The sequence below is a fragment of the Pseudomonas sp. Eth.TT006 genome (assembly GCF_054456575.1).
Map to the genome: position 1 here is coordinate 394,535 of NZ_JBTJEN010000001.1, position 25,784 is coordinate 420,318.

Annotated in this window: 24 protein-coding genes and 1 pseudogene; 16 read left to right on the forward strand and 9 right to left on the reverse strand. The window is 61.6% G+C overall.

Going from position 1 to position 25,784, the window contains the following annotated elements; translation table 11 throughout:
- Positions 1-34: 34 nt before the first annotated feature.
- The gene (gene argH / locus ACXR0M_RS01835; protein WP_458829376.1) at positions 35-1,429 is read right to left on the reverse strand and encodes an argininosuccinate lyase; all 1,395 of its coding nucleotides are present in this window, start codon (positions 1,427-1,429) and stop codon (positions 35-37) included.
- A gap of 334 nt (positions 1,430-1,763) precedes the next feature.
- Between argH and ACXR0M_RS01840 the strand changes: the two are divergent.
- From ACXR0M_RS01840 to rsd, 8 genes and pseudogenes are all read left to right on the forward strand, one after another.
- Positions 1,764-1,904: pseudogene (locus ACXR0M_RS01840) on the forward strand (sensor histidine kinase); the annotation flags it as partial.
- Positions 1,901-2,647 (forward strand): LytR/AlgR family response regulator transcription factor, encoded by a 747-nt coding sequence (locus ACXR0M_RS01845; RefSeq protein ID WP_458829378.1) that lies wholly within the window; start codon positions 1,901-1,903, stop codon positions 2,645-2,647. The pseudogene ACXR0M_RS01840 and the gene ACXR0M_RS01845, both read left to right, overlap by 4 nt.
- Positions 2,648-2,785: 138 nt before the next feature.
- A complete protein-coding gene (gene hemC, locus ACXR0M_RS01850; protein WP_458829380.1) occupies positions 2,786-3,727 on the forward strand; it encodes a hydroxymethylbilane synthase in 942 nt (313 codons plus the stop codon).
- Positions 3,724-4,485 carry a uroporphyrinogen-III synthase gene (locus ACXR0M_RS01855; protein ID WP_458829382.1) on the forward strand — a complete coding sequence of 254 codons (762 nt, stop codon included), beginning with the start codon at positions 3,724-3,726 and terminating at the stop codon, positions 4,483-4,485. The genes hemC and ACXR0M_RS01855 overlap by 4 nt, the downstream gene beginning before the upstream one ends.
- Before the next feature lie 16 nt (positions 4,486-4,501).
- Complete coding sequence (locus ACXR0M_RS01860; protein WP_458829384.1) at positions 4,502-5,644, forward strand: uroporphyrinogen-III C-methyltransferase; 1,143 nt, start codon at positions 4,502-4,504, stop codon at positions 5,642-5,644.
- Positions 5,641-6,879 (forward strand): heme biosynthesis HemY N-terminal domain-containing protein, encoded by a 1,239-nt coding sequence (locus tag ACXR0M_RS01865; RefSeq protein WP_458829386.1) that lies wholly within the window; start codon positions 5,641-5,643, stop codon positions 6,877-6,879. The genes ACXR0M_RS01860 and ACXR0M_RS01865 overlap by 4 nt, the downstream gene beginning before the upstream one ends.
- 218 nt (positions 6,880-7,097) lie before the next feature.
- A complete protein-coding gene (locus tag ACXR0M_RS01870) occupies positions 7,098-7,649 on the forward strand; it encodes a disulfide bond formation protein B (protein WP_458829388.1) in 552 nt (183 codons plus the stop codon).
- 186 nt (positions 7,650-7,835) lie between these two features.
- On the forward strand, positions 7,836-8,294 hold the full coding sequence (gene rsd, locus ACXR0M_RS01875; protein ID WP_458829390.1) for a sigma D regulator: 459 nt from the start codon (positions 7,836-7,838) through the stop codon (positions 8,292-8,294).
- Between the two features lie 77 nt (positions 8,295-8,371).
- Here the strand turns inward: rsd and ACXR0M_RS01880 are convergent, their stop codons facing one another.
- On the reverse strand, positions 8,372-9,037 hold the full coding sequence (locus ACXR0M_RS01880) for an FKBP-type peptidyl-prolyl cis-trans isomerase (protein WP_458829392.1): 666 nt from the start codon (positions 9,035-9,037) through the stop codon (positions 8,372-8,374).
- Between the two features lie 192 nt (positions 9,038-9,229).
- Between ACXR0M_RS01880 and ACXR0M_RS01885 the strand changes: the two genes are divergently transcribed.
- Positions 9,230-10,411 carry an AlgP family protein gene (locus ACXR0M_RS01885; RefSeq protein WP_458829394.1) on the forward strand — a complete coding sequence of 394 codons (1,182 nt, stop codon included), beginning with the start codon at positions 9,230-9,232 and terminating at the stop codon, positions 10,409-10,411.
- Here ACXR0M_RS01885 and ACXR0M_RS01890 read toward each other — a convergent pair.
- Positions 10,408-10,872 carry a TIGR02444 family protein gene (locus ACXR0M_RS01890; protein WP_458829396.1) on the reverse strand — a complete coding sequence of 155 codons (465 nt, stop codon included), beginning with the start codon at positions 10,870-10,872 and terminating at the stop codon, positions 10,408-10,410. The genes ACXR0M_RS01885 and ACXR0M_RS01890 overlap by 4 nt on opposite strands.
- Before the next feature lie 50 nt (positions 10,873-10,922).
- Between ACXR0M_RS01890 and ACXR0M_RS01895 the strand changes: the two genes are divergently transcribed.
- The 3 genes from ACXR0M_RS01895 (at position 10,923) to rhtB (ending at position 14,204) form a co-directional block, all read left to right on the forward strand.
- Positions 10,923-12,833, forward strand: a complete 1,911-nt coding sequence (locus ACXR0M_RS01895; protein ID WP_458829398.1) for an ATP-binding cassette domain-containing protein — start codon at positions 10,923-10,925, stop codon at positions 12,831-12,833.
- Positions 12,833-13,414, forward strand: a complete 582-nt coding sequence (locus ACXR0M_RS01900) for a mechanosensitive ion channel domain-containing protein (RefSeq protein WP_458829400.1) — start codon at positions 12,833-12,835, stop codon at positions 13,412-13,414. The genes ACXR0M_RS01895 and ACXR0M_RS01900 overlap by 1 nt, the downstream gene beginning before the upstream one ends.
- Positions 13,415-13,571: 157 nt before the next feature.
- Positions 13,572-14,204: a homoserine/homoserine lactone efflux protein gene (gene rhtB, locus ACXR0M_RS01905; protein ID WP_458829402.1), complete on the forward strand. Its 633-nt coding sequence runs from the start codon at positions 13,572-13,574 to the stop codon at positions 14,202-14,204.
- A 201-nt stretch (positions 14,205-14,405) separates the two neighbouring features.
- Here rhtB and ACXR0M_RS01910 read toward each other — a convergent pair whose 3' ends face one another.
- From ACXR0M_RS01910 to ACXR0M_RS01925, 4 genes are all read right to left on the reverse strand, one after another.
- Positions 14,406-15,149, reverse strand: a complete 744-nt coding sequence (locus tag ACXR0M_RS01910) for a penicillin-binding protein activator LpoB (protein WP_458829404.1) — start codon at positions 15,147-15,149, stop codon at positions 14,406-14,408.
- A 3-nt stretch (positions 15,150-15,152) separates the two neighbouring features.
- Complete coding sequence (gene lpoB / locus ACXR0M_RS01915) at positions 15,153-15,740, reverse strand: penicillin-binding protein activator LpoB (RefSeq protein ID WP_458829406.1); 588 nt, start codon at positions 15,738-15,740, stop codon at positions 15,153-15,155.
- Positions 15,741-15,776: 36 nt separating this feature from the next.
- Positions 15,777-16,154 (reverse strand): YcfL family protein, encoded by a 378-nt coding sequence (locus ACXR0M_RS01920; protein ID WP_458829408.1) that lies wholly within the window; start codon positions 16,152-16,154, stop codon positions 15,777-15,779.
- Positions 16,155-16,288: 134 nt separating this feature from the next.
- Positions 16,289-17,698 (reverse strand): COG3014 family protein, encoded by a 1,410-nt coding sequence (locus tag ACXR0M_RS01925; RefSeq protein WP_458829410.1) that lies wholly within the window; start codon positions 17,696-17,698, stop codon positions 16,289-16,291.
- Positions 17,699-17,963: 265 nt separating this feature from the next.
- Between ACXR0M_RS01925 and ACXR0M_RS01930 the strand changes: the two genes are divergently transcribed.
- Both ACXR0M_RS01930 and ACXR0M_RS01935 read left to right on the forward strand, forming a co-directional pair.
- Positions 17,964-19,859 (forward strand): FTR1 family protein, encoded by a 1,896-nt coding sequence (locus ACXR0M_RS01930; RefSeq protein ID WP_458829412.1) that lies wholly within the window; start codon positions 17,964-17,966, stop codon positions 19,857-19,859.
- A gap of 108 nt (positions 19,860-19,967) precedes the next feature.
- Positions 19,968-20,423, forward strand: coding sequence for a YaiI/YqxD family protein (locus ACXR0M_RS01935; RefSeq protein ID WP_458829414.1), 456 nt, complete (start codon positions 19,968-19,970; stop codon positions 20,421-20,423).
- A 137-nt stretch (positions 20,424-20,560) separates the two neighbouring features.
- Here the strand turns inward: ACXR0M_RS01935 and elbB are convergent, their stop codons facing one another.
- Entirely contained in the window at positions 20,561-21,229 is a 669-nt protein-coding gene (gene elbB, locus ACXR0M_RS01940; RefSeq protein ID WP_458829416.1) for an isoprenoid biosynthesis glyoxalase ElbB, read from the reverse strand.
- A gap of 249 nt (positions 21,230-21,478) precedes the next feature.
- Complete coding sequence (locus ACXR0M_RS01945; RefSeq protein WP_458829418.1) at positions 21,479-22,129, reverse strand: DedA family protein; 651 nt, start codon at positions 22,127-22,129, stop codon at positions 21,479-21,481.
- A gap of 207 nt (positions 22,130-22,336) precedes the next feature.
- On the opposite strand from ACXR0M_RS01945, the gene hemB reads away from it, so the two are divergent.
- Both hemB and ppk1 read left to right on the forward strand, forming a co-directional pair.
- Complete coding sequence (hemB, locus tag ACXR0M_RS01950) at positions 22,337-23,350, forward strand: porphobilinogen synthase (protein WP_458829420.1); 1,014 nt, start codon at positions 22,337-22,339, stop codon at positions 23,348-23,350.
- Between the two features lie 18 nt (positions 23,351-23,368).
- Positions 23,369-25,594 (forward strand): polyphosphate kinase 1, encoded by a 2,226-nt coding sequence (gene ppk1 / locus ACXR0M_RS01955; RefSeq protein ID WP_458829422.1) that lies wholly within the window; start codon positions 23,369-23,371, stop codon positions 25,592-25,594.
- Positions 25,595-25,784: the final 190 nt, after the last annotated feature.

The window sequence follows — 25,784 nt, forward strand, 5'->3', positions numbered from 1 at the left end:
TGTGGGAGCGGGCTTGCTCGCGAAGCTTTTGCTTTTAGCGGCTGGCGAGCAACGCCTGACCGCGCGCCACGGCAGCCTTGACCTGCGCCGGCGCAGTGCCGCCGATGTGGTCACGGGCATTCACCGAGCCTTCCAGGGTCAGCACGGCAAACACGTCCTGCTCGATCTGATCGCTGAACTGGCGCAGTTCTTCCAGGCTCATCTCGGCCAGATCCTTGCCGGTGTCGACGCCATACTTCACCGCGTGACCGACGATTTCGTGACAGTCACGGAACGGCAGGCCACGGCGCACCAGATAGTCCGCGAGGTCAGTGGCGGTGGAGAAACCACGCAGCGCCGCTTCACGCATGATCGCGTGCTTGGGTTTGATCGCCGGGATCATGTCGGCAAACGCCCGCAGCGAATCGCGCAGGGTGTCGGCAGCGTCGAACAGCGGCTCCTTGTCTTCCTGGTTGTCCTTGTTGTAGGCCAGAGGCTGGCCTTTCATCAGGGTCAGCAGGCCCATCAGTGCACCGAACACACGGCCGGTCTTGCCGCGCACCAGTTCCGGCACGTCGGGGTTTTTCTTTTGCGGCATGATCGAGCTGCCGGTGCAGAAACGGTCCGGCAGATCGATGAACTGGAACTGCGCGCTGGTCCACAGCACCAGCTCTTCGGAGAAACGTGACAAGTGCATCATCGCGATGCTGGCGGCGGAGCAGAATTCGATGGCGAAGTCGCGATCGGAAACGTTGTCCAGCGAGTTGCCGCCCACGGCGTCGAAGCCCAGCAGTTGCGCGGTGTATTCGCGGTCGATCGGGTAGGTGGTGCCGGCCAGCGCGGCGCTGCCCAATGGCATGCGGTTGGTGCGCTTGCGGCAGTCGACCAGGCGCTCGTAGTCGCGGCTGAGCATTTCGAACCAGGCCAGCATGTGGTGCCCGAAGGTCACTGGCTGCGCGGTCTGCAGGTGGGTGAAGCCCGGCATGATGCTCGCGGCTTCGCGCTCGGCCTGCTCCAGCAGGCCTTTCTGCAGGCGGGTGATCTCGGCCAGGATCAGGTCGATTTCGTCACGCAGCCACAGGCGGATGTCGGTGGCGACCTGGTCGTTGCGGCTACGCCCGGTGTGCAGTTTCTTGCCGGTGATACCGATGCGGTCGGTCAGGCGCGCTTCGATGTTCATGTGCACGTCTTCGAGGTCGACGCGCCAGTCGAACTGGCCGGCCTCGATTTCGCCCTGGATGGTTTTCAGGCCATCGATGATGCTGTCGCGCTCGGCATCCGTCAGCACGCCGACCTTGGCCAGCATGGTGGCGTGGGCAATCGAGCCCATGATGTCGTGGCGATACAGGCGCTGGTCGAAAGTGACGGAGGCGGTGAAGCGGGCGACGAAGGCGTCGACGGGTTCACTGAAGCGGCCGCCCCAGGACTGATTGGTCTTGTCAGTGCTCATGAATTCGCTCGTATCGGCTTGGAGAAAGAAGGCGTGAAACGCTGGCGCGGATAATAACAGGGTTGCCAATCCTGTCGCTGACACCGGTCGATACGTTTTTTTCTCATCTGCTCGGGCATAGTCGGCGCGGTCTGCGGGTGATTTGCACAAGGATATTTTTCGATTGAGCAATATCGGCCCGGCAAGCGTCTACAGTTGGACAGAAGGGTCGGCGCGACTGCGGATCGCACACAGGTCCGGACGCCGGCTAAAAGAACAGGGGGTAGGTGGATTGTCCTTTGACGAACCCCGTGAGAAACGCAGGAAACAGCGGGCTTTGAGCAGTACGACCCGGACACTGGCAAATATTGCTGGCCGACGTACGGCACTTTTTGGCGCTCGGGCTAGTCTTAGCGTGGATCGCGGTGACGGATGTCACTCCACCTGTCTACGCTATCCTTGTGCGAGACTCACGCAGGAATCCAGCGCAATATGAATGTCCTGATCGTTGATGACGAACCACTGGCTCGCGAGCGCCTAAGCCGCATGGTAAGCGAGCTCGAGGGTTATACAGTCCTGGAGCCCAGCGCCACGAACGGCGAGGAAGCGTTGGCGCTGATCGACAGCCACAAGCCGGATATCGTATTGCTCGATATCCGCATGCCGGGCCTCGATGGCCTGCAGGTGGCTGCCCGTCTGTGCGAACGCGAAATGCCGCCAGCCGTGGTGTTTTGCACCAGCCCCGATGAATTTGCCGTGGAAGCCCTGCAGGCCAGCGCCGTGGGCTATGTGGTGAAACCCGTGCGAACCGAACATCTGCATGACGCCCTGAAACGGGCTGAACGTCCCAACCGGGCGCAACTCGCGGCCCTGACTCGTCCTGCTGCCGAAAGCGGCAACGGCCCGCGCAGTCATATCAGCGCCCGCACCCGCAAGGGCATCGAGCTGATCCCCCTGGATCAGGTGGTCTACTTCATTGCCGACCACAAGTACGTGACCCTGCGCCATGAAAGCGGCGAAGTGCTGCTGGACGAACCCCTCAAAGCCCTCGAAGACGAATTCGGCGAGCGTTTCGTGCGCATCCACCGCAACGCCCTGGTCGCCCGGGACCGCATCGAACGTCTGCAACGCACACCGCTGGGGCACTTCCAGCTGTTCCTCAAGGGCCTGAATGGCGATGCACTGATCGTCAGCCGCCGTCATGTGGCGGGTGTGCGCAAGATGATGCAGGGCTTGTAAGCCGCTCATTCCGGGCGACTCCTGAGACTGTTTACCAGGCATGGCCGGCCAGGGAGGCCACCGCGTTTCTGATTCAAGTCAAAGTGGATTTGACTGAGCTGTTATTATCCGCCGTATCTATTCAGTACGGATCGATCCATGTCCTCTCGCGAAATCCGCATCGCCACCCGTAAAAGTGCGCTCGCCCTGTGGCAGGCCGAATACGTCAAAGCCCGTCTGGAAGCGGCCCACCCGGGTCTGCTGGTGACGCTGGTGCCCATGGTCAGTCGCGGCGACAAGCTGCTCGACTCGCCACTGTCGAAAATCGGCGGCAAGGGGCTGTTCGTCAAGGAACTGGAAACCGCGCTGCTGGAAAATGAAGCCGACATTGCCGTGCACTCGATGAAAGACGTGCCGATGGATTTTCCCGAAGGCCTGGGCCTGTTCTGTATCTGCGAACGTGAAGATGCGCGCGATGCCTTTGTTTCCAATACCTATGCAAGCCTGGAAGCGTTGCCGGCCGGCGCCATCGTTGGCACCTCCAGCCTGCGTCGCCAGGCGCAATTGCTGACCCGTCGGCCTGATCTGCAGATTCGTTTCCTGCGCGGTAACGTCAACACTCGCTTGGCCAAGCTCGATGCCGGCGAGTACGACGCGATCATTCTCGCCGCGGCCGGTCTGATCCGTCTGGGTTTCGAAGATCGCATCACTTCGGCGATCAGCGTCGATGACAGCCTGCCGGCCGGTGGCCAAGGGGCTGTCGGCATCGAGTGCCGTAGCGCCGACACTGAAATCCACGCCTTGCTCGCACCGCTGCATCACGCCGATACCTCATCGCGCGTCACCGCCGAGCGTGCCCTCAACAAACATCTGAATGGCGGCTGCCAGGTGCCGATCGCCTGCTACGCCGTGCTCGAGGATGATCAACTATGGCTGCGTGGTCTGGTCGGCGAGCCGAGCGGTGGCAAGCTGCTCAGCGCCGAGGCCCGCGCACCGCGTGCCGAGGCCGAAGCCTTGGGTGTGAAGGTCGCTGAAGACCTGCTCAATCAAGGTGCCAACGACATTCTCAAAGCGGTCTACGGCGAGGCAGGTCACGAGTGACCGGCTGGCGCCTGCTGCTGACGCGCCCTGCGGAAGACTGTGTGGCGCTGGCCGAGACGTTGGCCGGGCAGGGGATTTTCAGTAGCTGTTTGCCGCTTCTGGACATTGTTCCACTGCCGGTCTCTGCCAAAATTCGTCAGGCGATTGCGCAGTTGCCGCGTTGCAGCGCGGTGATCGTGGTCAGCAAACCGGCGGCGCGCATTGCCATGGATCTGCTCGACGGTGTGCCTTCGCTGACGATGCCGTGGTTCAGTGTCGGTGCCGCTACCGCGCAGATTCTGCTGGATCGCGGCCTCGACGCACACTTCCCGGGTGCCGGTGATGACAGCGAAGCCTTGCTGCAATTGCCGCGTCTGCGGGAGGCGGTCAGCCAGCCCGGCGCGCAGGTGTTGATCCTGCGCGGGGAGGGCGGGCGCGAACTGCTCGCCGAGCGCCTGCGTGAGCTAGGTGCTAGTGTCGAGTATCTGGAGTTGTATCGACGTGACCTGCCGGCCTACCCGCCGCAAGCGCTGCCGCAGCGGATTGCAGCGGAACGCTTGAACGGGCTGGTGGTCAGCAGTGGACAGGGTTTCGAGCACCTGCAGCAAATGGCCGGGGATGCCTGGCCGGCGATTGCGCGGTTGCCGTTGTTTGTTCCAAGCCCAAGGGTCGCCGAGCTGGCACGTGCCGCCGGGGCTCAAACAGTTGTGGATTGCCGCGGCGCGAGTGCCGCGGCTTTGCTGACGGCGTTACGGGAGCATCCCGTGCCCGTTCTCTAACGCAAAGGATGGATACGTGAGCGAAACAGCCTTGCCTAAAGATGATGTCCAGCCTGTGATCGATGCGCAGGTTGAAACTCCACCGCCGGCCAACGAGCCGCGCCGGGGCAACGGCCTGGCCATTGTCGCCCTGTTGCTCGGCGCTGCCGGCGTGGCGATTGGCGGTTGGGGTGTCTGGCAGGTGCGTCACCTGCAGAGCAACACCGCACAACAGTCGGATCAGGTGCAGGCGCTGAACGATCAGGCGCAGAGCCTCAAGCTCAATGAACAACGCCTGACCGAGCGCCTCGCGCAGTTGCCGGGTGCCGAAGAACTCGCTGAGCGTCAGCGGCTGGTGACGCAACTGCAGGGCGATCAGCAACGCCTCAATCAACGCCTGGAAACCGTCCTCGGCGCCAGCCGCAAGGATTGGCGTCTGGCCGAGGCCGAGCATCTGCTGCGTCTGGCCAGCCTGCGTCTGTCCGCCTTGCAGGACATCAGCAGTGCTCAGGCGCTGGTGCAGGGCGCCGATGAGATCCTTCGTGAACAGAATGACCCGGGCTCGTTCGCCGCCCGCGAGCAAGTGGCGAAAACCCTGGTCGCCCTGCGCAGCACCGAACAACCGGATCGCACCGGGCTGTTCCTGCGCATTGGTGCGCTGCGCGATCAGGTCATCGAGCTGACCGAACTGGCGCCGGAATACAAGGATCGTGGCGAATCGCTGCTGGGTCTTACTGCCGATGGCGATGGCGCCAGCCGCTGGGCGCAGTGGTGGGAGCAGATTTCCCGCTACATCCGCATCGATTTCAACGCCGACAAGAATGTGAAGCCGCTGCTGGCCGGGCAGAGCCTGAGCCAGGTGCGTCTGGCCCTGAGCCTGGCGCTGGAGCAGGCACAATGGGCCGCGCTCAATGGTCAGGCGCCGGTTTACACCCAGGCGTTGACCGAGGCGCGTGACGTGCTCAAGGGCAATTTCAATCCGGACAATCCGCAGAGCAAAGTCATGCTCGAGCAGGTTGCCGAGCTGAGCCAGCAACCGGTCACGGTCAAGACTCCAGACCTGACCGGCACGCTGAGTGCGGTGCAGGCTTATCTGGAACGCCGTAACGTCAACGCTGAAGAATCGGTCAAACCGTTCGCCAAACCTGCCGCCAGCACTGCGCAGGAGACCACGCCATGAAACGCCTGTACGTGATCGTGTTTCTGGTGATTGCCGCGACGGCGGCATTGGGTCTGGCGATTGCCGAACACTCCGGCTACGTGCTGATTGCCTACAAGAGCTTCCGCTACGAGGCGAGCCTGTGGGCCACGCTGGGGCTGATCGCGGTGTTGTGGCTGCTGATCTGGGGGATCAAGGCGCTGGTGGAGCTGGTTATGACTTCCACAGGCGTGGTCAATCCGTGGTCGCGACGTAACCGCAGCCGTCGGGTGCAGGTGGCCATCGAGCACGGTCAACTGGATCTGGCCGAGGGGCGGTGGGCCAGCGCACAGCGGCATCTTGCTCGCGCCGCCGAAGCCGAGCGTCAGCCGCTGCTGTATTACCTCGGGGCTGCCCGTGCAGCCAACGAACAAGGCAAGTATGAAGAATGTGATCAGTTGCTCGAACGTGCTCTCGAGCGCCAGCCCCAGGCCGAACTGGCGATTGCCTTGAGTCACGCGCAGCTGCAGACCGATCGTGGCGACACCGACGGTGCGCTGGTGACGCTGCAGGCGATGCACGAGCGGCATCCGCATAACGTGCAGACCTTGCGTCAGTTGCAGCGTCTGCATCAGCAGCGTGGTGATTGGTCGGCGGTGATTCGCCTGTTGCCGGAATTGCGCAAGGACAAGGCTTTGCCAGCCTCGGAGCTGGCCGAGCTTGAGCGTCGTGCCTGGGGCAACAACCTGTCGCTGGCCGCACACCGCGACGAGGACGGCAAAGTCGGTCAGCAGTCGCTAAAGCGCGCCTGGGAGCAACTGACTGCCGCGCAACGCCAGGAACCGGCGCTGGTGCTGGCCTATGCCGAGCAACTGCGTCAGCTCGGCGCTCAGGTCGAGGCCGAAGAGGTGTTGCGTAACGCCCTCAAGCGCAAGTACGACAGCCACTTGGCGCGCCTGTATGGCCTGGTGCGCGGCAGCGATCCGGCCCGTCAGTTACAGACCGCCGAAGGCTGGCTCAAGGAGCATCCGGCCGATCCAAGCCTGCTGCTGACCCTGGGGCGTCTGTGCCTGCAAACCAGTCTGTGGGGCAAGGCGCGAGATTATCTGGAGAGCAGCCTGCGCCTGCAGCGCAATCCGGAAGCCTGTGCTGAGCTGGCACGTTTGCTCGCCCAATTGGGTGACACCGAGCGCAGCAATCAGTTGTTCCAGGAAGGTCTTGGATTGCTCGATGAACGTCTCTTGGCCGCGCCCCTGCCGGTGCCGGTCCACGCCTGAAATCACGAGGGAGGCCGCTCCCTCGTTAACGTTTAACACACAGAAAATGACCTCTGGTGGGCCTTGTGGGCAAAGTCCTACAGGGAGCTGCACCTATTCCTCTCGTGCCAGTCGGGTTTTCCCTACACTTCTGATGAACTGTCCGCGGGGACCTGCCTTGAAAGGCTGACAAGCTTTCCTCTACCGTAACTGCCTGTCTCTACTGTTACGGAAAAGCCATGTCGCTGGCCTGTTCACGCTCCTTGTTTTTCACGGCTTTCACTGCAGCGGCGCTGGCCCTGGGAGCTTCTTATTATCTTGAGTACGCGGTCGGGCTGACGCCTTGCAGTCTGTGCCTGGCGCAACGCTTCTTCATGACGCTGCTGATGGTCTGTTGTGGTTTGGCGGCAGTCCATGGACCGCGCCGGGTGGGTCTGTCGCTCTATTGGATGAGCGCGCTGTGCATCAGTCTGAGCGGGACAACCGCGGCCTGGCGGCAGGTGTTGTTGCAGAGCGATCCGCTGATGCAGATGACGCATTGTGCGCCCGACTCCGAAGCACTGTTCAGTCATTTGCCGTGGTTATGTGCCACGCTGCGGCTGTTTAAAGGCAGTGCCGATTGCGCGGAAATTTCCTGGACGCTGTTCGATCTGAGTATTCCGGAGTGGAGTCTGCTGTTCTTTGTGGCGATGTCGATCCTGGCGATGTATCAATTGCTGCGGCTGGTCTGGAGCGCTCTGCAACGACCGCTCAGCGGCGAAGCGTCGCACCGTACGCTGGTCAGGGATTAAACACTTGTATGAACATTATCTCCTGCGTACCTTGAAGCCATAGGCGTGCGGGCATAATCTGGCCCGCACGTGTCATTGGATTTATGTTGCTCGATGACGCTCTGCCCGGTCGGCCTCCAAGCGATCAAAGCCAGAAGAGGGGCGCGGGTGTAGAGCAGCATGACCCACAAGGGAAGAGAGATCACCATGCTCGAAAGTTGTCAGAATGCTCAGGAACGCTGGGGTGGAGTTCATCTGCTGATCGACCGCTGGTTGCAGGAGCGTGAAGAACTGATCGGCGCCTACGACAAGCTCGGTGCGCAGCCTGAGTCGCTCTCCGAGAGTCGCAAGCCCTTGCAGGAATTCTGCGGCGTGCTGGTCGATTACGTCTCGGCCGGGCACTTCGAAATCTATGAACAGCTGACCGGCGAAGCCAAGGCGTTCAACGACAAGCGTGGTCTGGAACTCGCCGAGACGATTTATCCGCGGATCGACGTCATCACCGAAAAGCTGCTGGCGTTCAACGATCTGTGCGACGAGGGCAAATGCGTCGCGGAGAAGTTCAAGGAGCTGGGCGGCCTGTTGCACGAGCGCTTCGAACTGGAGGACTGCCTGATTGAAGTGCTGCACACGGCGCACAAGCAGGAAGATCCGGTTCAGGCCTGATTGATTTTTCGCATAAACAAAAAACGCGGTGCGCCGAAAGGGCACCGCGTTTTTTTATGCCTGCGAGTCGGGCTTGATCAACTCGTCGCGCCGCGCAATTCGACCTCGAACACCAGCGGCGTAAATGGCGCAATCAGATCACCTGCACCGTCGGCGCCATACGCTTGATCCGAGGGAATCACCAGTCGCCACTTGGCACCCACCGGCATGTTCTGCAGCGCGGTACGCCAGCCGGCAATCACGCTGTCGAGGCTGAACCATTGCGGCTGAGTGTTCTGATCGAACACCGTGCCATCCGGCAAACGACCGACATACAACACTTGGACTTTGCCATCCGGGCCGGCCTTGGCGCCGGTGCCAGGGGTCAGCTCGGTCAGCAGAATGCCGTCGGCCAGTTGCTTCACGCCCGGCTTGGCTTTTTCGGCGGTGAGAAAGCGTTGTTCGTTTTCCATCGCGGCCTCAGTCGAAGGCTGCGAGGAGTGTTCGGCAATTTGCGATTCATGATCAGCGAGGATCTGCTCGATCCGCGCTTCGCTCAGTGCCAGGGGCTTGCCTTGATAAGCCTGCTGCAAGCCTTCAATCAAAGCCTGGATCTGCAATTGCGGCACTTCCTGGCGCAGCCGTTCACCGAGGCTGGCGCCGAGGCTGTAGGCCAGATCGTGAGCGTCGTTCGCGGTGGCTTTTTCGTCGGCGTAGGCGGTGGAAAAAATCATGCAGAGGGATAATAAAAGGTAGCGCGACATGGGCACTCTCCAGCCTGAGATGCGGGCGATTATGCCAGTGCAGACGTCTGCAACGGTGAACTGCTTTTGCCTTTGTGCAGAACATTTTCGCTTCGCTGCAACGCAACGGTTTCGTTACTGTCAAGATGACCTAGCGGCGGTAACTGCAGAGGTCTAGTATGAGCCGCACTCACGTCAGCCAGGAGGTAAACCATGTCGGCCACCAAGAAGCCTGTAAATACTCCGTTGCACTTACTCCAACAACTCTCGGGCAGCCTGCTCGAGCATCTGGAAAATGCTTGCTCTCAAGCCATGGCTGATGCTGAAAAACTGCTCGCCAAACTGGAGAAGCAACGCGGCAAGGCGCAGGAAAAACTGCACAAGTCGCGCACCAGGCTGCAGGACGCCGCCACTGCCGGCAAAGCCAAGGCACAGAACAAGGCCAAGGCTGCAATCAAAGAACTTGAAGACCTGCTCGATGCGCTGAAAGATCGCCAGTCCGATACTCGCGGCTACATTCTGCAGCTCAAGCGCGATGCCCAGGAAAGCCTGAAACTGGCCCAGGGTGTCGGTCGTGTACAAGAGGCCGCCAGCAAGGCGCTGTCCTCCCGTGCAGCCACACCTGCAGCAGCGCCTGCGAAAAAAGCGCCAGCCAAACCTGCTGCGGCAAAAGCACCGGTGAAAACCGCTGCCGCCAAACCGGCAGCCAAGCCAGCCGCCAAGGCGCCAGCCAAAGCAGCAGCCAAACCTGCGACGAAAACCGCAGCGAAAAAACCTGCTGCAGCGAGCACTGCAAAACCAGCCGCTCGTACTGTCGCCGCCAAACCGGCTGTTGCCAAATCGGCCGCCAAGCCAGCTGCCAAACCTGCTGCAAGCAAAGCAGCTCCAGCCAAAACCGCTGCCGCCAAACCTGCAGCGAAAGTAGCGGTAAAACCAGCGGCCAAAACTGCTGCTGCAAAACCGACAACCAAGCCTGCAGCCAAAACCGCTGCGGCCAAACCGGCAACCAAGCCTGCGGCGAAAACGGTTGCGGCAAAACCAGCCACCAAAACCACGGCCAAACCGGCAGCGAAGCCAGCCGCTAAAGCCAGCGCAAAACCGGCCGCCAAGCCAGCCGCTGCTGCCAAACCGGCAACCGCTGCCGCCAAGCCTGCTGCCAAGCCAGTAGCCGCCAAACCTGCAGCAAAACCGGCCGCCAAACCGGCTGCGAAAAAACCGGCCGCTGCCAAACCTGCTGCCACCAAACCAGCAACCGCCGCACCTGCCGCCAAGCCAGCCACTCCAGTGCCGGCCGCCGCACCTGCCTCCGCCGCTACCCCCGCGACTACCACGACTGCGCCAACGCCAGCCGCTGCATCGTCGAGCGTCAGCAGCAACCCGACCAGCGCTTCCTAAGTGCCGGTTGCCGCGACGCGCAGCATCTGCAGCGCGTCGCGGTTCGGGCTGGCGGCCGTACCCGCCAGATGTTCCAGCCAATTCCTCGACGCTGCAGCGTCCTGCATCGGCCAGTCCTGAGCAACCTGCTCCAGTTGCCACAGCAAATGCCGTTCGGCTTCCAGCTCCAGCGCTTTCATCTGTTCGCGCAGACGCTTGAGCACCGGATCTTCTTCGGCCAGGGTTTTCCATTGAGTACGTAACGCGCGCAGTGGTTGCACCACTTCGGTATCCCACGGTCCCACCAGCGTTTTCAGCTGCGCTACACGCTGTTCATCACAAGCCACGCCACGTTGCTCCAGCCACAGACCGCACAGCAACAGGCAGACATTTGCCCCGGTTGTTTGCAGTTGCAGACAGGCGTGTTCCACACCCGGTCGGGCGTAGGTGGCAAGGGAAAAGCTCCACAGGTCAGAGGACATCGTGCTACTCGCGCCAGTTGTGAGCGAAGCTGGTAGACTCCGCCGCCATTATGATCCGACTTCAGAACCTGACTTTACAGCGTGGCCCGCAACGTCTGCTAGAAGACGCCGAGCTGACCCTGCACGCCGGCCACAAAGCCGGCCTTATCGGTGCCAACGGCGCCGGCAAATCCAGCCTGTTTGCCTTGTTGCGCGGCGAGTTGCACCCGGACTCGGGCGACTGCCTGCTGCCGGCCGACTGGCGCATCGCGCACATGCGCCAGGAGGTCGACACCCTCGAACGCCTGGCGGTCGAATACGTGCTCGATGGCGACCTGCGTCTGCGCGAAGTGCAGCGTGACCTCGCCGCCGCCGAAGCCGCCCACGATGGTACGGCGCTGGCGCGTCTGCATGCCGAACTCGACAGCGCCGACGGCTATACCGCCGATGCGCGGGCGCGCAAGTTGCTGGCCGGTCTCGGTTTCACCAACGAGCAGATGGACCGTCAGGTCGGTGACTTCTCCGGTGGCTGGCGGATGCGTCTGAACCTGGCGCAGGCCCTGATGTGTCCGTCGGACCTGTTGCTGCTCGACGAACCGACCAACCACCTGGACCTGGACGCGATCATCTGGCTCGAAGATTGGCTGAAAAGCTACCCGGGCACCCTGCTGCTGATTTCCCACGACCGCGACTTCCTTGATGAAGTGGTCGATCACGTGGCCCACGTCGATCAGCGCAAGCTGACCCTGTACCGTGGCGGCTATACCGCGTTCGAACGTGCGCGTGCCGAGCGTCTGGCCCAGCAACAGCAGGCCTACGAGAAGCAGCAGGCGCAGCGTGCGCACATGGAAAGCTACATCGCCCGCTTCAAGGCCCAGGCGACCAAGGCTCGTCAGGCACAGAGCCGGATCAAGGCCCTGGAACGCATGGAAGAGCTGTCGGCGGCGCACGTCGATTCGCCGTTCGATTTCGTTTTTCGCGAGTCGACCAAGATCTCCAGCCCGCTGATCGACCTGTCCGACGCGCGCCTGGGTTACGGCGAGAAAACCATCCTTGAGAAGGTCAAGCTGCAACTGACTCCGGGCGCGCGCATCGGTCTGCTTGGGCCGAACGGCGCGGGTAAATCGACCCTGATCAAAAACCTCGCCGGTGAACTTGAGCCGCTGGCCGGGCGCCTGACCCGTGGCGAGAACACCGTGGTCGGTTACTTCGCCCAGCATCAGCTCGATTCGCTGGACGCCAAGGCCAGCCCATTGCTGCATCTGCAGCGTCTGGCGCCGACCGAGCGTGAGCAGACCCTGCGCGACTTCCTCGGCGGTTTCGACTTCCGTGGCGCGCGCATCGATGAGCCGGTGCTGAATTTCTCCGGTGGTGAAAAAGCCCGCCTGGCCCTGGCGTTGATCGCCTGGGAACGACCGAACCTGTTGCTGCTCGATGAACCGACCAACCACCTTGACCTGGAAATGCGTCTGGCGCTGACCATGGCGCTGCAGGAATTCAGCGGCGCGGTATTGGTGGTGTCTCACGATCGGCATTTGCTCAAGAGCACCACCGACAACTTCTATCTGGTCGCTGACGGCAAGGTCGAAGAGTTCGATGGCGACCTCGAAGACTACGCGCGCTGGCTGGTGGAGTATCGCCAGCGCAATGCCCCGGTCAGCAACACGCCGGTCAACCCGGACAAGACCGACAAGAAGGCCCAGCGTCAGGCTGCTGCGGCGTTACGTCAGCAACTGGCGCCGCACAAGCGTGAAGCCGACAAGCTCGAAGCCGAGCTGGGCAAGCTCCACGAGAAGCTCGCCAAAGTCGATGCCAGCCTCGCGGACAGCGACATCTACGAGCCGGCGCGCAAGAACGAGCTGCGCGATCTGCTGGCCGAACAGGCCAAACTGAAAGTGCGCGAAGCCGAGCTGGAAGAAGCGTGGATGGAAGCGCTCGAAACCCTGGAAAGCATGCAGGCGGAGCTGGAGGCGCTGTCCTGATGGAGGCGTTCAAGCTGCCGTTGCCGGCGATGTGGGTCGAGCCGATCTGGCTCGGTATGCAGATTCTGCTGATCCTGCTGGCCGGTTATCTGGCCCAGCGTTTTGTCGCCAAAGGCCTGACTCGCCTGGGCGAGCGCTATCCGTTCCCGCCGCAGTTGCTGATGCCGCTGCGTGGCGGACTGCGCTGGCTGATCATGGGCAGCGCGCTGATCTTTGTGCTGGAACGCCTCGGCGTGTCGGCCACGGTGTTGTGGACTGCGCTGTCGGGGTTCGTCGCGGTGGCGGCGGTGGCGTTCTTCGCCATGTGGAGTGTGCTGTCGAACCTGCTTTGCGCGATCCTGATCTTTACCGTCGGCCCGTTCCGTCTGGGCGATGTGGTCGAATTGGTGGACACCACCGACAAGCCTGGCGTTAAAGGCCGTGTGGTGGCGATCAATCTGCTTTACACCACATTGATCGAAGCGGAAGAACTTGGGACTGGCAGCGCCATGGTGCAGGTGCCGAACAGCCTGTTTTTCCAGCGCTCGGTGCGGCGCTGGCGCGGGACGGATGTGTTTCCTTCCAGCGGGTTTGAGAAGTAGCTTTTTAAAGCAGGATCAAAAGATCGCAGCCTGCGGCAGCTCCTACACGGGATTGATGTTTACCCTGTAGGAGCTGCCGCAGGCTGCGATCTTTTGCTTTTAACCCCAAACAGCATTAGCTTTGACGTCTAGTCACAAGTCTGAGTCGAGGTGTGCGATGGAGCTACAAACATGGCTGGCGTTTTTCGCCGCCTGCTGGGTGATCAGTCTGTCCCCGGGCGCCGGCGCCATTGCGTCGATGTCCAGCGGTCTGCAATACGGTTTCTGGCGCGGCTACTGGAACGCCCTCGGCCTGCAAGTCGGCCTGGCGGTACAGATTGCGATTGTCGGCGCCGGCGTGGGCGCGATCCTCACTGCTTCGGCTACGGCGTTCTATGCGATCAAATGGTTTGGCGTGGCCTATCTGGTCTACCTGGCGATCAAGCAATGGCGTGCGCTGCCCATGGACATGAGCGACGACGCGGCAGTACGACCGATCGGCAAACCGCTGGCCCTGGTGTTCCGCGGTTTTCTGGTGAACATCAGCAACCCCAAGGCGCTGGTGTTCATGCTGGCGGTGCTGCCGCAGTTCATCAATCCGAATCAGCCGCTGCTGGTGCAGTATCTGGTGATCGGCGTGACCATGATCTGTGTTGACCTGATCGTCATGGCCGGCTACACCGGGTTGGCATCGAAGGTGCTGCGCCTGTTGCGCACGCCGAAGCAGCAGAAACGCATGAACCGCACGTTTGCCGGGCTGTTCATCGGTGCGGCGGCGTTTATGGCAACGTTGCGCAAAGCGGTGGTGTAAACCTCGCAGGCAGGAAAAAGGCGACCTCAAGAGGTCGCCTTTTTTGTGCCCGCTGATTAGTCCAGTGAACACAGTTGTAGTGAGGGGATTTATCCCCGATGGACTGCGCAGCAGTCCCAATCTTATTTTGCTCAAGAGTGGGGCCGCTTCGCAGCCCGTCGGGGATGAATCCCCTCACCACAGGACTATTCATCCAGACGACTAGTGCAAAATCACCGGCGCAGTATCGCGCGGCAAATTGTTGCGCTGCGGCGCCTCACGTGGCTGCTCGTAATCACTGCCGCCGAGCTGCATGCTCAATTGCCCGGCCACGTCTTCACCCAGCGCTTTCGACACCTCACGCACCACCCGAGGGCGGTTCAGCGAGACCCTGATGTCGCGGCCGTTCACCAGTTTGGTGTCCTGTGCTTCACCCGTCGCCGTGAAGGCCGAGACGATCTCGTAGGTTTTGGTGTTGATCAGGCTGAAATCCGCCACCAGCGTCAGGCTCAGCACCGCCGAATAGCTGTCGGTGTGCGCCAGTTCATTCATGTCCTGGGTGAAGTCGATGTCGGACACGCTGCCGAACAATACGTAGTCCGCCCCCTTGAAATTGCCGGCCTTGATGCGCTTGATCACGTCGTAGACGTCACCTGTGGATGACGCGGTGTGCGGCCTGCCTTGCACCAGCTGAAACCGGCCGGTGCGGAGGATTTCACCTTTGATGTCGCCGGTGAACTTGCGCAGTTCAGTCTGCTGGATGTAGCTGGTGGTCGCTTCCAGCTCGTTGTAATTCGAAGCACCGCTGGGGCTGTAATAATCCTCGCGATAATGTTCCTGCGCCGAAACGGTGTGGATGTACTGTTCCACACGTTCCTGATAGGCCAGGTCCGTTACCGCGACTTTCGGGGCCGCTTGCACGCTGAGCGCGCAAGCCAGGGCGATCATGCCGATCCATGTGCGCATTGATTATCGCTCCGTGGTTTTGCGAATCTCTTTTTCGTCCATCCACTCGGCCAGACCGCTTTCAACGTCGATCAGTTGCAGGCTGAATTTGTAGAAGACGTCCTTGTAATCGCTGCTGCGCTTGACGATCGAACTGATCGAGCCCTCGAGGCGGTATTTGGCAGCGATCATGTTGCCAGTCTTGGCCACGGTGCTCTTCTTGTACAGGCCGCTCTGGTTTTGCAGCTTGAGGTGGTCGATCTGACTCTGCATTGCGGTGTTGTCGCTGGCGAAGCGGGCGGTGCCGGACTTCATCAGTTGGGTCTTGATGCTGGTGGTGATTTCGCGGGTATCGATGTACTCGCTGGTCTTGTTCATCACGTCATAGACCTGCACCACCGGGCGGCCCTGCAGAACGCCGGACTGCGCCAGGGAGCGGGTCATCGACTCGGCGATCATTTGCAGGTCGGTCGAGCCGAATTCGTTGGTCACTGTTTCAACCGCTTTGGGGTCACCGTAGCGGATGTTCTGACTGCCCAGTGTCGGCGAGGTGTCGGCGCAACCGGAGGCCAGCACGGCGAGGACCGCAATCAGGGAAAGGCGTGCAAACATGGGAATGCTCTCTGAAACTGAAATGGGGTGGCGGAATTAAGGCGTCTTGAGTTCCAGGCGAAAATCCACGGCTTTCGGGGTCGGGGCGATGCCCTGGAGGAAGCTCGTCTGGGCGCCGTACATCAATTGGCTTTTCCAGACCTCTTCCTCGGCGACCGGAAGACCTTCCGGGCCCAGCCAGGCGAAACGGTAATAGAACGTCTTGTTGCTGTTGAGGGTGTTGCTCAACTGCACACCGACGGTCATGAAGCCGTTCTCGCGAGCCACGCGCATGGCCCCGACCGCGATGTATTGCTGCGGCCCCATGGCCGCTACCTTGCTCGCAGCGCTGCCTGGCTCCGGTGTTGGCGCAGGCGTGGAGGCGCAGCCACTGGCCAGAGCGACGGCGACGACGGCGATGAGTTTGAAACGCATGCAAAGACTCCGTTCTTGAGGCTGTTTGCGGCGAGTGAGGTGGGTCGCGCCGGCGCTCGCAGACTGCCGTGGTCCGCGCCTTTGTTCAAGCGCCTACGCACGACCTGAATATTTTCCGGCAGGGTACGTACTTGTCAGTTTGCCGGCGTGACGGGTTTCGAGTCCGACACGGCGGCTGTCGGCGGGACGTATGCACTGCCGACAATCATCGCCAGACCACCAAAGGCGCGCAGGTTGATGACCTGGTGATCATGATCGATGCGCACGGTGAGCGGCGCTGTGAGCGTGGCGTTGGGCACCTTGAGGATGTGATCACCCTTTTTCAGGCGCAATCGTGCCACCAGGGTTCTGTCGGGCAGGGTGCGCCAGGTTCGGGTGTCGGACTCTTCGAACAGGTGCTTTTCCGTGACCACGAGTGAGGCTTTGGCGGGTTCGTACTGGTTTTTCTGAGCCTGGCCGATTGCGGCCATGTTGGCGCGAAACATGGCGGCTGAAATGATTGCGGGCATGTCGTCGCGCAGTGTTCGCATCGCCATGTCGGTAACACTGTTGATTGCGATCAGCGGGCGTTTTCTGCCATCGACCATGATGTGGCTGAACGCGGGGGTGACGGAGTCCGCGATCATGACCGGAAATGACATGGGGGCAATGATGACCAGGCTCTCATTCACATGCACCGGAATCGGTACGGTGACCGAAGCGCGAGCAGGCGCCAGACCGCTTTGCACCACGATCAACACATCGCTTTCGTCAGCCTTCGCCGCAGGTTTGTCGAGGTTGCGCAATGCCTGCTCCAGAAACGGCAGGTCCGGACGCAGTTCAATGGCTTGCCGGTAACCCGGCGCCGCCAGCGCACGCTCACCCAACGCTTCGTAGGTGAAGCCCGCAAGATAATGGCTGAACGCACTCTGATAACCGTTTTTCAGCTCAATGACCGATGGCGAGTCCAGCGTGGTCACGGGGTAACCTTGCAAGTCCTTGTATTGCAGGTGGGCGCCTTGAGCCTGGGCTTGCTCTTCGAGCTCCTGGTATTGGCGTTCGCGCTCGCGGGCGATCAGCGCCTCGCGTTCATGGGTTTTCTTGATGTCAGTGCGCGCTGCGGCGAAATCATTCAGCGCCAACTGGTTGAGCGCCATTTGTGTCGTCAGCATGACCTTCTCGTAGTCATACCCGTCGTAACGCTGCAGTTTGTCATTGACCAGCATCATGCCCATTTCCCTGGCGAAGCGATTGAGCAATTTCATCGGGGCGGAAGGCACTGCCTCTTCTCGCTGGACAATCATCTGGTCGGCACTGCGCCAGGCCATCTGGCTTTCAGGCAAAGCGTTGCCGAGGCTGAGGACGGCGCCCTTCTCGAAGTAGTAGAGCAGATCCTTGGACTCCCACGGATTGTGCTGTTCGATCAGGGCCAGCGCAGCGTCGAGATTGCCTCTCATCAATTGATCGTTGGTCTGCTGCATCTCCAGGTCGTAATTGCGGTAGGCGGCGCAACCACTCAATTGCACGAGCGCACTGAGCAGCAAGACGAGCAGGTAGTGACGCATGGCGGCGGGTTCATCCTTGAACGGCAAGGGCTGGAGGTGGCGCATTATAGGGTGGGATTGCGCACATCGGGGGAGCATGAATTAGCCGATTCTATGCCCGCTTACCAGCCATTTGACCGCTTCCACTGCGTGGATAGCGAACTCGCGCGGCGCCACCCCGGGCTGAGGTGCCCTTGCGCTGACGGGTTGCTCGTCGACAGAGCTTGAGTGAAAGCCGTTGGGAGTGAACAATATGTAACTTCGCATTTCCATTTGAGACTCATTCATGACTGCCGCGTCCCGATTCCTGGCCTGGCTGCTGTTCCCGTTGTGCGCCTTGAGCAGTTTCAACCTGCTGGCGGACACCGTGGAAGGCGCGCCGCAAGCGCTGCACCTGCTCGATTACATCAGCGCCGACTATCCGCCGACGGTAGCGGCGGGCAAGGTCGTTGACGACGGTGAGTACCGCGAGCAACTGGAATTCACCCAGGTGCTGCAAGGCTTGATCGCCGGTCTGCCGGCCAAATCTGAGAAGGCTGCGCTGGAGCAGGGCGTCGCGGCTTTGCACGACGCCATCAGCGCGAAACAGGAGGGCGCCGACGTCGCCCGTCAGGCCCGGCAGCTGGGAGCGAAACTGGCGGTGGCATATGAAGTCAGCCAGGCGCCGATCATCACCCCGGATCCGACCCGCGGCGCGCCGCTTTATGCGCAAAACTGCTCGGTGTGCCACGGCGCCAACGGTGCCGGTGACGGTCCGGCGGGTCTCGGTATGTCGCCACCGCCTGCCAACCTGCGCGATGCTGCGCGGATGGATCACCTGAGCCTGTATGCGATCTACAGCACCCTCGGTCAGGGCGTCGAGGGCACCGACATGCCGGCGTTCGCCGATCAACTGGACGACCGTCAGCGCTGGGATCTGGCGACCTACATCGCCGGCTTCAGCGCCGACCCGGCAGCGGCCAAGTCCGACAAGACCTACAACATCGCCGATCTGGCGCGCCAGACCCCGGCTGAAGTGCAGGCCGCCGAAGGCGCGCCAGCCGCCGCGACCTTCCGCGCGCAGCGCGCGCAACCGCCGCAGGTCAAGCGCGGCCCGGCGCAATTGCTGGACTACACCGCGGCGACGCTGGACAAGAGCCTGGCGGCGTATCGCGCCGGTGATCACGATCAGGCTTACGACCTGTCGGTGGCGGCGTATCTGGAAGGCTTCGAACTGGTCGAAAGCTCGCTGGATAACGTCGACGCCAACGTGCGCAAGGACACCGAAAAATCGCTGATGGCCTACCGTCAGTCATTGCAGGACGGTCTGCCGGTGGCGCAGGCCGAGCAACGTCTGGACGCGGCCAAAGCCAAATTGAAAGCGTCTGCCGAACTGCTCGGCAGCGATGGCCTGAGCTGGTCGCTGAGCTTTATTTCCGGGCTGCTGATTCTGCTGCGCGAAGGCCTTGAAGCCATTCTGGTGCTGGCGGCGATCCTCGCCTTTCTGCGCAACACCGGCCAGCAGTCGGCGGTGCGCAGCGTCAACATCGGTTGGGGTTTGGCGTTGTTGGCCGGTCTCGGCACCTGGGCGCTGGCGGCGTATGTGATTGATGTCAGCGGCTCGCAGCGTGAACTGCTCGAAGGCGCGACGGCGCTGTTTGCCAGCGTGATGGTGCTGTGGCTCGGGGTGTGGATGCACGACCGCCGGCACGCCGCAGCCTGGCAGGATTACATCAAGCAGAGTCTGGTGGGCGGTGGCGGGCGTTTCGGCTTCGCGATCCTCGCGTTCTTCTCGGTATACCGCGAGCTGTTCGAAGTGATTCTGTTCTACGAAACCCTGTGGCTGCAGGCAGGTCCGGCCGGGCACGACGCGGTGCTGGCCGGTGGCGCCACGGCGCTGGTGCTGCTGATCGGTCTGGCCTGGGTGATCCTGCGCGGCTCGGCGAAGCTGCCGCTGGCGCTGTTCTTCAGCATCAACGCCGGTCTGCTCTGCGCGTTGTCGGTGGTGTTCGCCGGACACGGCGTGAAGGCGCTGCAGGAAGCCGGGATCTTCGGCACGCGGCCAGTGGCGTTCTTCGACTTCGACTGGCTGGGGATTCATGCCGATGCCTATTCGCTGACGGCGCAGGCTGTGGCGATTGGGGCGATTGTCGTGTTGTATGGGCGCAGCCGGATGGTCGAGAAGAAGCGGGTTACCGCCTAAGAGCATTCGCTGCGCTCATATTCGCGGGCAAGCCACGCTCCCACAGGTTTAGCGTTAACCTTGTGGGAGCGTGGCTTGCCCGCGATGCTTTTGAGAGAGGAAAAAATGATGCGTGTATGGATCGATGCCGACGCCTGCCCCCGGGCCGCCAAGGATCTGGTGGTCAAGTTCGCCCTCAAGCGCCGGTTCGAGGTGGTGCTGGTGGCGGGGCAGCCGCAGAGCAAGCCGGGGCTGGCGATCGTCAAGCTGATCGTGGTGCCGAGCGGGCCGGATGCGGCGGACGACTACCTGGTCGAGCACGCGGTGCCCGGTGAACTGGTTATCTGCAGCGATATCCCGCTGGCCGATCGTCTGGTGAAGAAAGGCGTGGCAGCGCTCGATCCGCGCGGCAAGGAGTTCGATGCGCAGAACATGGGCGAGCGGCTGGCGGTGCGCAACCTGTTCACTGATCTGCGAGAGCAGGGCCAGATCAGCGGCGGCCCGGCGCCATTTGGCGAGCGCGAGAAACAGGCGTTTGCCAATGCGCTGGACCGGATCCTGACGCGTCTTTCACGCCAGTCCTGATTCAACCGAATATTTGTAGTGAGGGGATTTATCCCCGATGGGCTGCACAGCAGCCCCTCACCTGAAAGCGCTGGGCCTGCTGCGCTGGCCATCGGGGATAAATCCCCTCACCACAAAAGCCGTTCAGCATGGTCGCGTCAGGCATCGTTCTCGTGGGTCAGTTCGAGCACGCGATCCACCAGTTTATTGATCCCGGACGCCGCCTCACTGATGTTCTGCGCCAGCATGTAGGCCGGGGTGGTCACCAGTTTGCGTGCCGTGTCCTCGATGATCTCGGTCACTGCGCACTCTTCGTGGGTCGCGCCCATCTTGCTCACGGCGCTGGCGGTGTCGGCATCGTTGCCGATGGTGCAGGTCACGCCCGGGCCATAGATCTTCGCCGCCAGCGCCGGCGAGATGCACATCAGGCCGACCGGTTTGCCCGCTTCGGCGAACGCTTCGGCCAAGGCCAGCACTTCAGGCTGCACGCTGCAGCCGGCGCCTTCGACGGCGAAGTTCGAGAGGTTTTTCGCCGCGCCAAAACCGCCGGGCACGATCAGCGCGTCGAAGTCGTCGACGTCGGCTTCGCGGATGTCCTTGATGTTGCCGCGAGCAATGCGCGCCGATTCCACCAGGACGTTGCGCGTTTCGGGCATTTCTTCCCCGGTCAGGTGATTGATCACATGCAATTGCGCGATGTTCGGGGCGAAGCACTGGACTTGTGCGCCGCGTTGATCCAGGCGCAGCAGGGTGATGACGCTCTCGTGAATCTCGGCGCCGTCGTACACGCCGCTGCCGGACAGGATCACTGCAACTTTTTTGCTCATGGGTTTCTCTCCAGATTCATGGCGCTAAATGTCCACTAATTTGTCGCGTGGTGCCATAGGATCGAGGGGCGGCTGCACCTGCAGGGAACGCTTTCTACATGGATCGCGGCAATGGCGGTGTGTTCATTATTTGGCGCGATTACGCTGCTGGCGAAACGTAATTGGCCAGAGCAGTCGGGACAGGGGGTTCGATTGAAAGGTCGGCCAGCCCGCTCGGTGACGGCGGGCTAAAGGCCTAGCGCCAGCGGGTTATTCGGCTGGCGTCTTCGGTCCGGCGGCGTTGCTGTCTTCGGCCTGATTCAACCGTGCAGCCTTTGCGGCTTGCTCGTCGGCATAAACCTGCCGGGCCAGTCGCGCGTTCTTGAAGCGGCGACGCAGCCACAGACCGAGACCCAGCAACAGCAGCGCGCCGAGGACCCACAACTCGTATTTCTTGATGCTGCCGAGCATGCCTTCGAGCACCGCGCCGAAGTGGTAGGCGGCGGCGGCCAGGGCGGTGGCCCAGATCGCCGCGCCGATACCGTTGAGCAGCAAATAACGTCCCGGCGGGTAACCGGACAGGCCGATCGCCACCGGCATCACCGTGCGCAGGCCGTAGACGAAGCGGAAGCTCAGGACCCAGATGTCCGGGTGCTTGCGGATGTGTTCCAGGGCGCGATCACCCATCAGTTGCCAGCGCGGTTTGCGCGCGAGCAATTTGCGCCCGTGCTTGCGTCCCAGGAAGTACCACAGCTGATCGCCGGCATAGCTGCCGAAGAACGCCACGACCACCACCAGGTTGATGTCCATGTATCCACGGAACGCGAGGAAGCCTGCGAGCACCAGGATGGTTTCGCCTTCGAAGAACGTGCCGAGGAACAAGGCAAAGTAGCCGAAGTCATGCAGAAATTGTTGGAGCATTGTCTGGGTGCTGGCGAAATGAACGCGCAGCCTAACCCTTCAGGCACATTCAGGAAAGTGTCGAAATGTGTCTCGACGTGAACAATTCCTACACCGACAATGGAATGCGGCTACGTGCCACAGGGCACACATAACTGTCATCCGTTCGTCATAATGGCCGCTTATAACTGTCACGCTCGCCCGTTTGCGCGGGCTCAGGAGTCTGCCGTGAGCTTTACCCCTGCCAACCGTCTGTTCCCAGCCACTCGTTTGCGCCGTAACCGTCGTGACGATTTTTCGCGTCGGCTGGTGCGGGAAAACGTGCTGACGGTCGATGACCTGATCCTGCCGGTGTTCGTCCTCGACGGTGAAAACCGCCGCGAAGCTGTGGCGTCGATGCCCGGTGTCGAACGCCTGACCATCGATCTGCTGCTGGAAGAAGCGGCGAAATGGGTCGATCTGGGGATTCCGGCGCTGGCGCTGTTCCCGGTCACCCCTGTCGAATTGAAATCCCTGGATGCCGCCGAAGCCTGGAACCCGCAGGGCATTGCCCAGCGCGCCACTCGCGCCTTGCGCGAACGCTTCCCGGAGCTGGGGGTGATCACTGACGTCGCGCTTGATCCGTTCACCACCCACGGCCAGGATGGCATTCTCGACGAAGACGGCTACGTGCAGAACGACATCACCGTCGACGCCCTGGTCAAGCAGGCCCTGTCCCACGCCGAAGCCGGCGCGCAGGTGGTGGCACCGTCGGACATGATGGACGGACGGATTCAGGCGATCCGTGAAGCGCTGGAGATTGCCGGCCACGTCTACGTGCGGATCATGGCCTACTCGGCCAAGTACGCCAGCGCCTATTACGGGCCGTTCCGCGATGCGGTGGGTTCGGCGGCGAATCTGGGCAAGGCCAACAAGGCCTCCTATCAGATGGACCCGGCCAACAGCGACGAAGCGCTGCACGAAGTCGGCGCGGACTTGTCTGAAGGCGCGGACATGGTCATGGTCAAACCCGGCATGCCGTACCTGGACATTCTTTTCCGGGTAAAAGATGCCTTCAAAGTGCCGACCTTCGTCTATCAGGTCAGCGGCGAATACGCCATGCACATGGCGGCGATCCAGAATGGCTGGTTGAGCGAGGCGGTGATTGTCGAATCACTGACCGCCTTTAAACGTGCCGGCGCTGATGGCATCCTGACTTACTTTGCTGTACGCGCCGCTCAATTGTTACGAGAGCCGAAATAGCCCTCCCAGGAACATTCGATGAATACCGAAGGACTCACTGACGTTGCAGTAAAAGAAGCTCACCCGGTGGTCGAGCAAATCAGCGAAACCCCGCCGGAACTCGAGCCTGCGCCACCCGCGCCGGTCACCGAAGCCGTTGCGGCGGCGCCGGTGATTGCGATCCCGGGCCTGGATGACAGCAGCCTGTACATCCACCGCGAGCTTTCGCAACTGCAGTTCAATATCCGCGTGCTGGAACAGGCGCTGGACGAGTCCTATCCGTTGCTGGAGCGCCTGAAGTTCCTGCTGATCTTCTCCAGCAACCTCGATGAATTCTTTGAAATCCGCGTCGCCGGCCTGAAGAAGCAGATCACCTTCGCCCGGGAGCAGGCCGGTGCCGACGGTCTGCAACCGCATCAGGCGCTGGCGCGGATCAGCGAGCTGGTGCACGGTCACGTTGACCGCCAGTACGCGATCCTCAACGAAATCCTGCTGCCGGAGCTGGAAAAGCATCAGGTGCGCTTCATCCGTCGTCGCCACTGGACGACCAAGATCAAAACCTGGGTGCGCCGTTATTTCCGCGACGAGATCGCGCCGATCATCACCCCGATCGGCCTCGACCCGACGCACCCGTTCCCGTTGCTGGTGAACAAGAGCCTGAACTTCATCGTCGAACTGGAAGGCGTCGACGCCTTCGGTCGCGATTCCGGTCTGGCGATCATCCCGGCACCGCGCCTGCTGCCACGGATCATCAAGGTTCCGGAAGAAGTCGGCGGCGCCGGCGACAACTATGTGTTCCTGTCGTCGATGATCCACGCCCACGCTGATGACCTGTTCCAGGGCATGAAGGTCAAGGGCTGCTATCAGTTCCGTCTGACCCGCAACGCCGACCTGGCGCTCGACTCCGAAGACGTCGAAGACCTGGCGCGCGCCCTGCGTGGTGAGCTGTTCTCGCGACGCTATGGCGATGCGGTGCGTCTGGAAGTCGCCGACACCTGCCCGAAACACCTCTCGGACTACCTGCTCAAGCAGTTCAACCTGAGCGAGACCGAGCTGTATCAGGTCAACGGTCCGGTCAACCTGACCCGACTGTTCAGTATCACCGGTCTGGACAGCCATCCGGAGCTGCAATACACGCCGTTCACCCCGCAGATCCCGAAACTGCTGCAGAACAGCGAGAACATTTTCAGCGTGGTCAGCAAGCAGGACATTCTGTTGCTGCACCCGTTCGAGTCGTTCACCCCGGTGGTCGATCTGCTGCGTCAGGCGGCGAAAGACCCGCATGTATTGGCCGTGCGCCAGACCCTGTACCGCTCCGGCGCCAACTCGGAAATCGTCGATGCGCTGGTGGACGCCGCCCGTAACGGCAAGGAAGTGACGGCGGTCATCGAGCTGCGTGCACGTTTCGACGAAGAATCCAACCTGCAACTGGCCAGTCGTCTGCAGGCGGCGGGTGCGGTGGTGATCTACGGCGTGGTCGGCTTCAAGACCCACGCCAAGATGATGCTGATCCTGCGTCGCGAGGCCGGCGAGATCGTGCGTTACGCGCACCTCGGCACCGGCAACTACCACGCCGGCAACGCCCGTCTGTACACCGACTACAGCCTGCTGACCTCCGACGATGCCTTGTGCGAAGACGTCGGCAAACTGTTCAGCCAGTTGATCGGCATGGGTAAAACCCTGCGCATGAAGAAACTGCTGCATGCACCGTTCACCCTGAAGAAGGGCATGCTCGACATGATCGCCCGCGAGACGCAATTTGCCCTCGACGGCAAACCGGCGCACATCATCGCCAAGTTCAACTCGCTGACCGATCCGAAGATCATCCGCGCGCTGTACAAGGCCAGCCAGTCCGGGGTGCGTATCGATCTGGTGGTGCGTGGCATGTGCTGCCTGCGTCCGGGCATCGCCGGGGTTTCGCACAATATCCACGTGCGCTCGATCATTGGCCGCTTCCTCGAACACACCCGAGTGTTCTACTTCCTCAACGGTGGCGAAGAGCAGATGTTCCTCTCCAGCGCCGACTGGATGGAGCGCAACCTCGACAAGCGCGTCGAGACTTGCTTCCCGGTGGAAGGCAAGAAGCTGCTGACCCGGGTCAAGAAGGAGCTGGAGCTGTACCTGACCGACAACACCCACAGCTGGAGCCTGCAGTCGGATGGCCGTTACATCCGCAACACGCCAACCGGCAACCAGAACCCGCGCAGCGCGCAGGCGACATTGCTGGAACGACTGGGCAGCCCGATTCTGCCGGTGAGCAGCTGAGGCCTTGAAGGTCAAAAGCCCCTCACCCTAACCCTCTCCCAGAGGGAGAGGGGACTGACCGAGGTGTTTTGCGCTAGGCATCGACCTGAAATATCGAGTCGAACTCAGGCCTTGAAAAGCCTACAAGTCGGCTCCCTCTCCCTCGGGAGAGGGCTGGGCGGGCGGCGTTCCGATGAGGGGAAGCTTCACC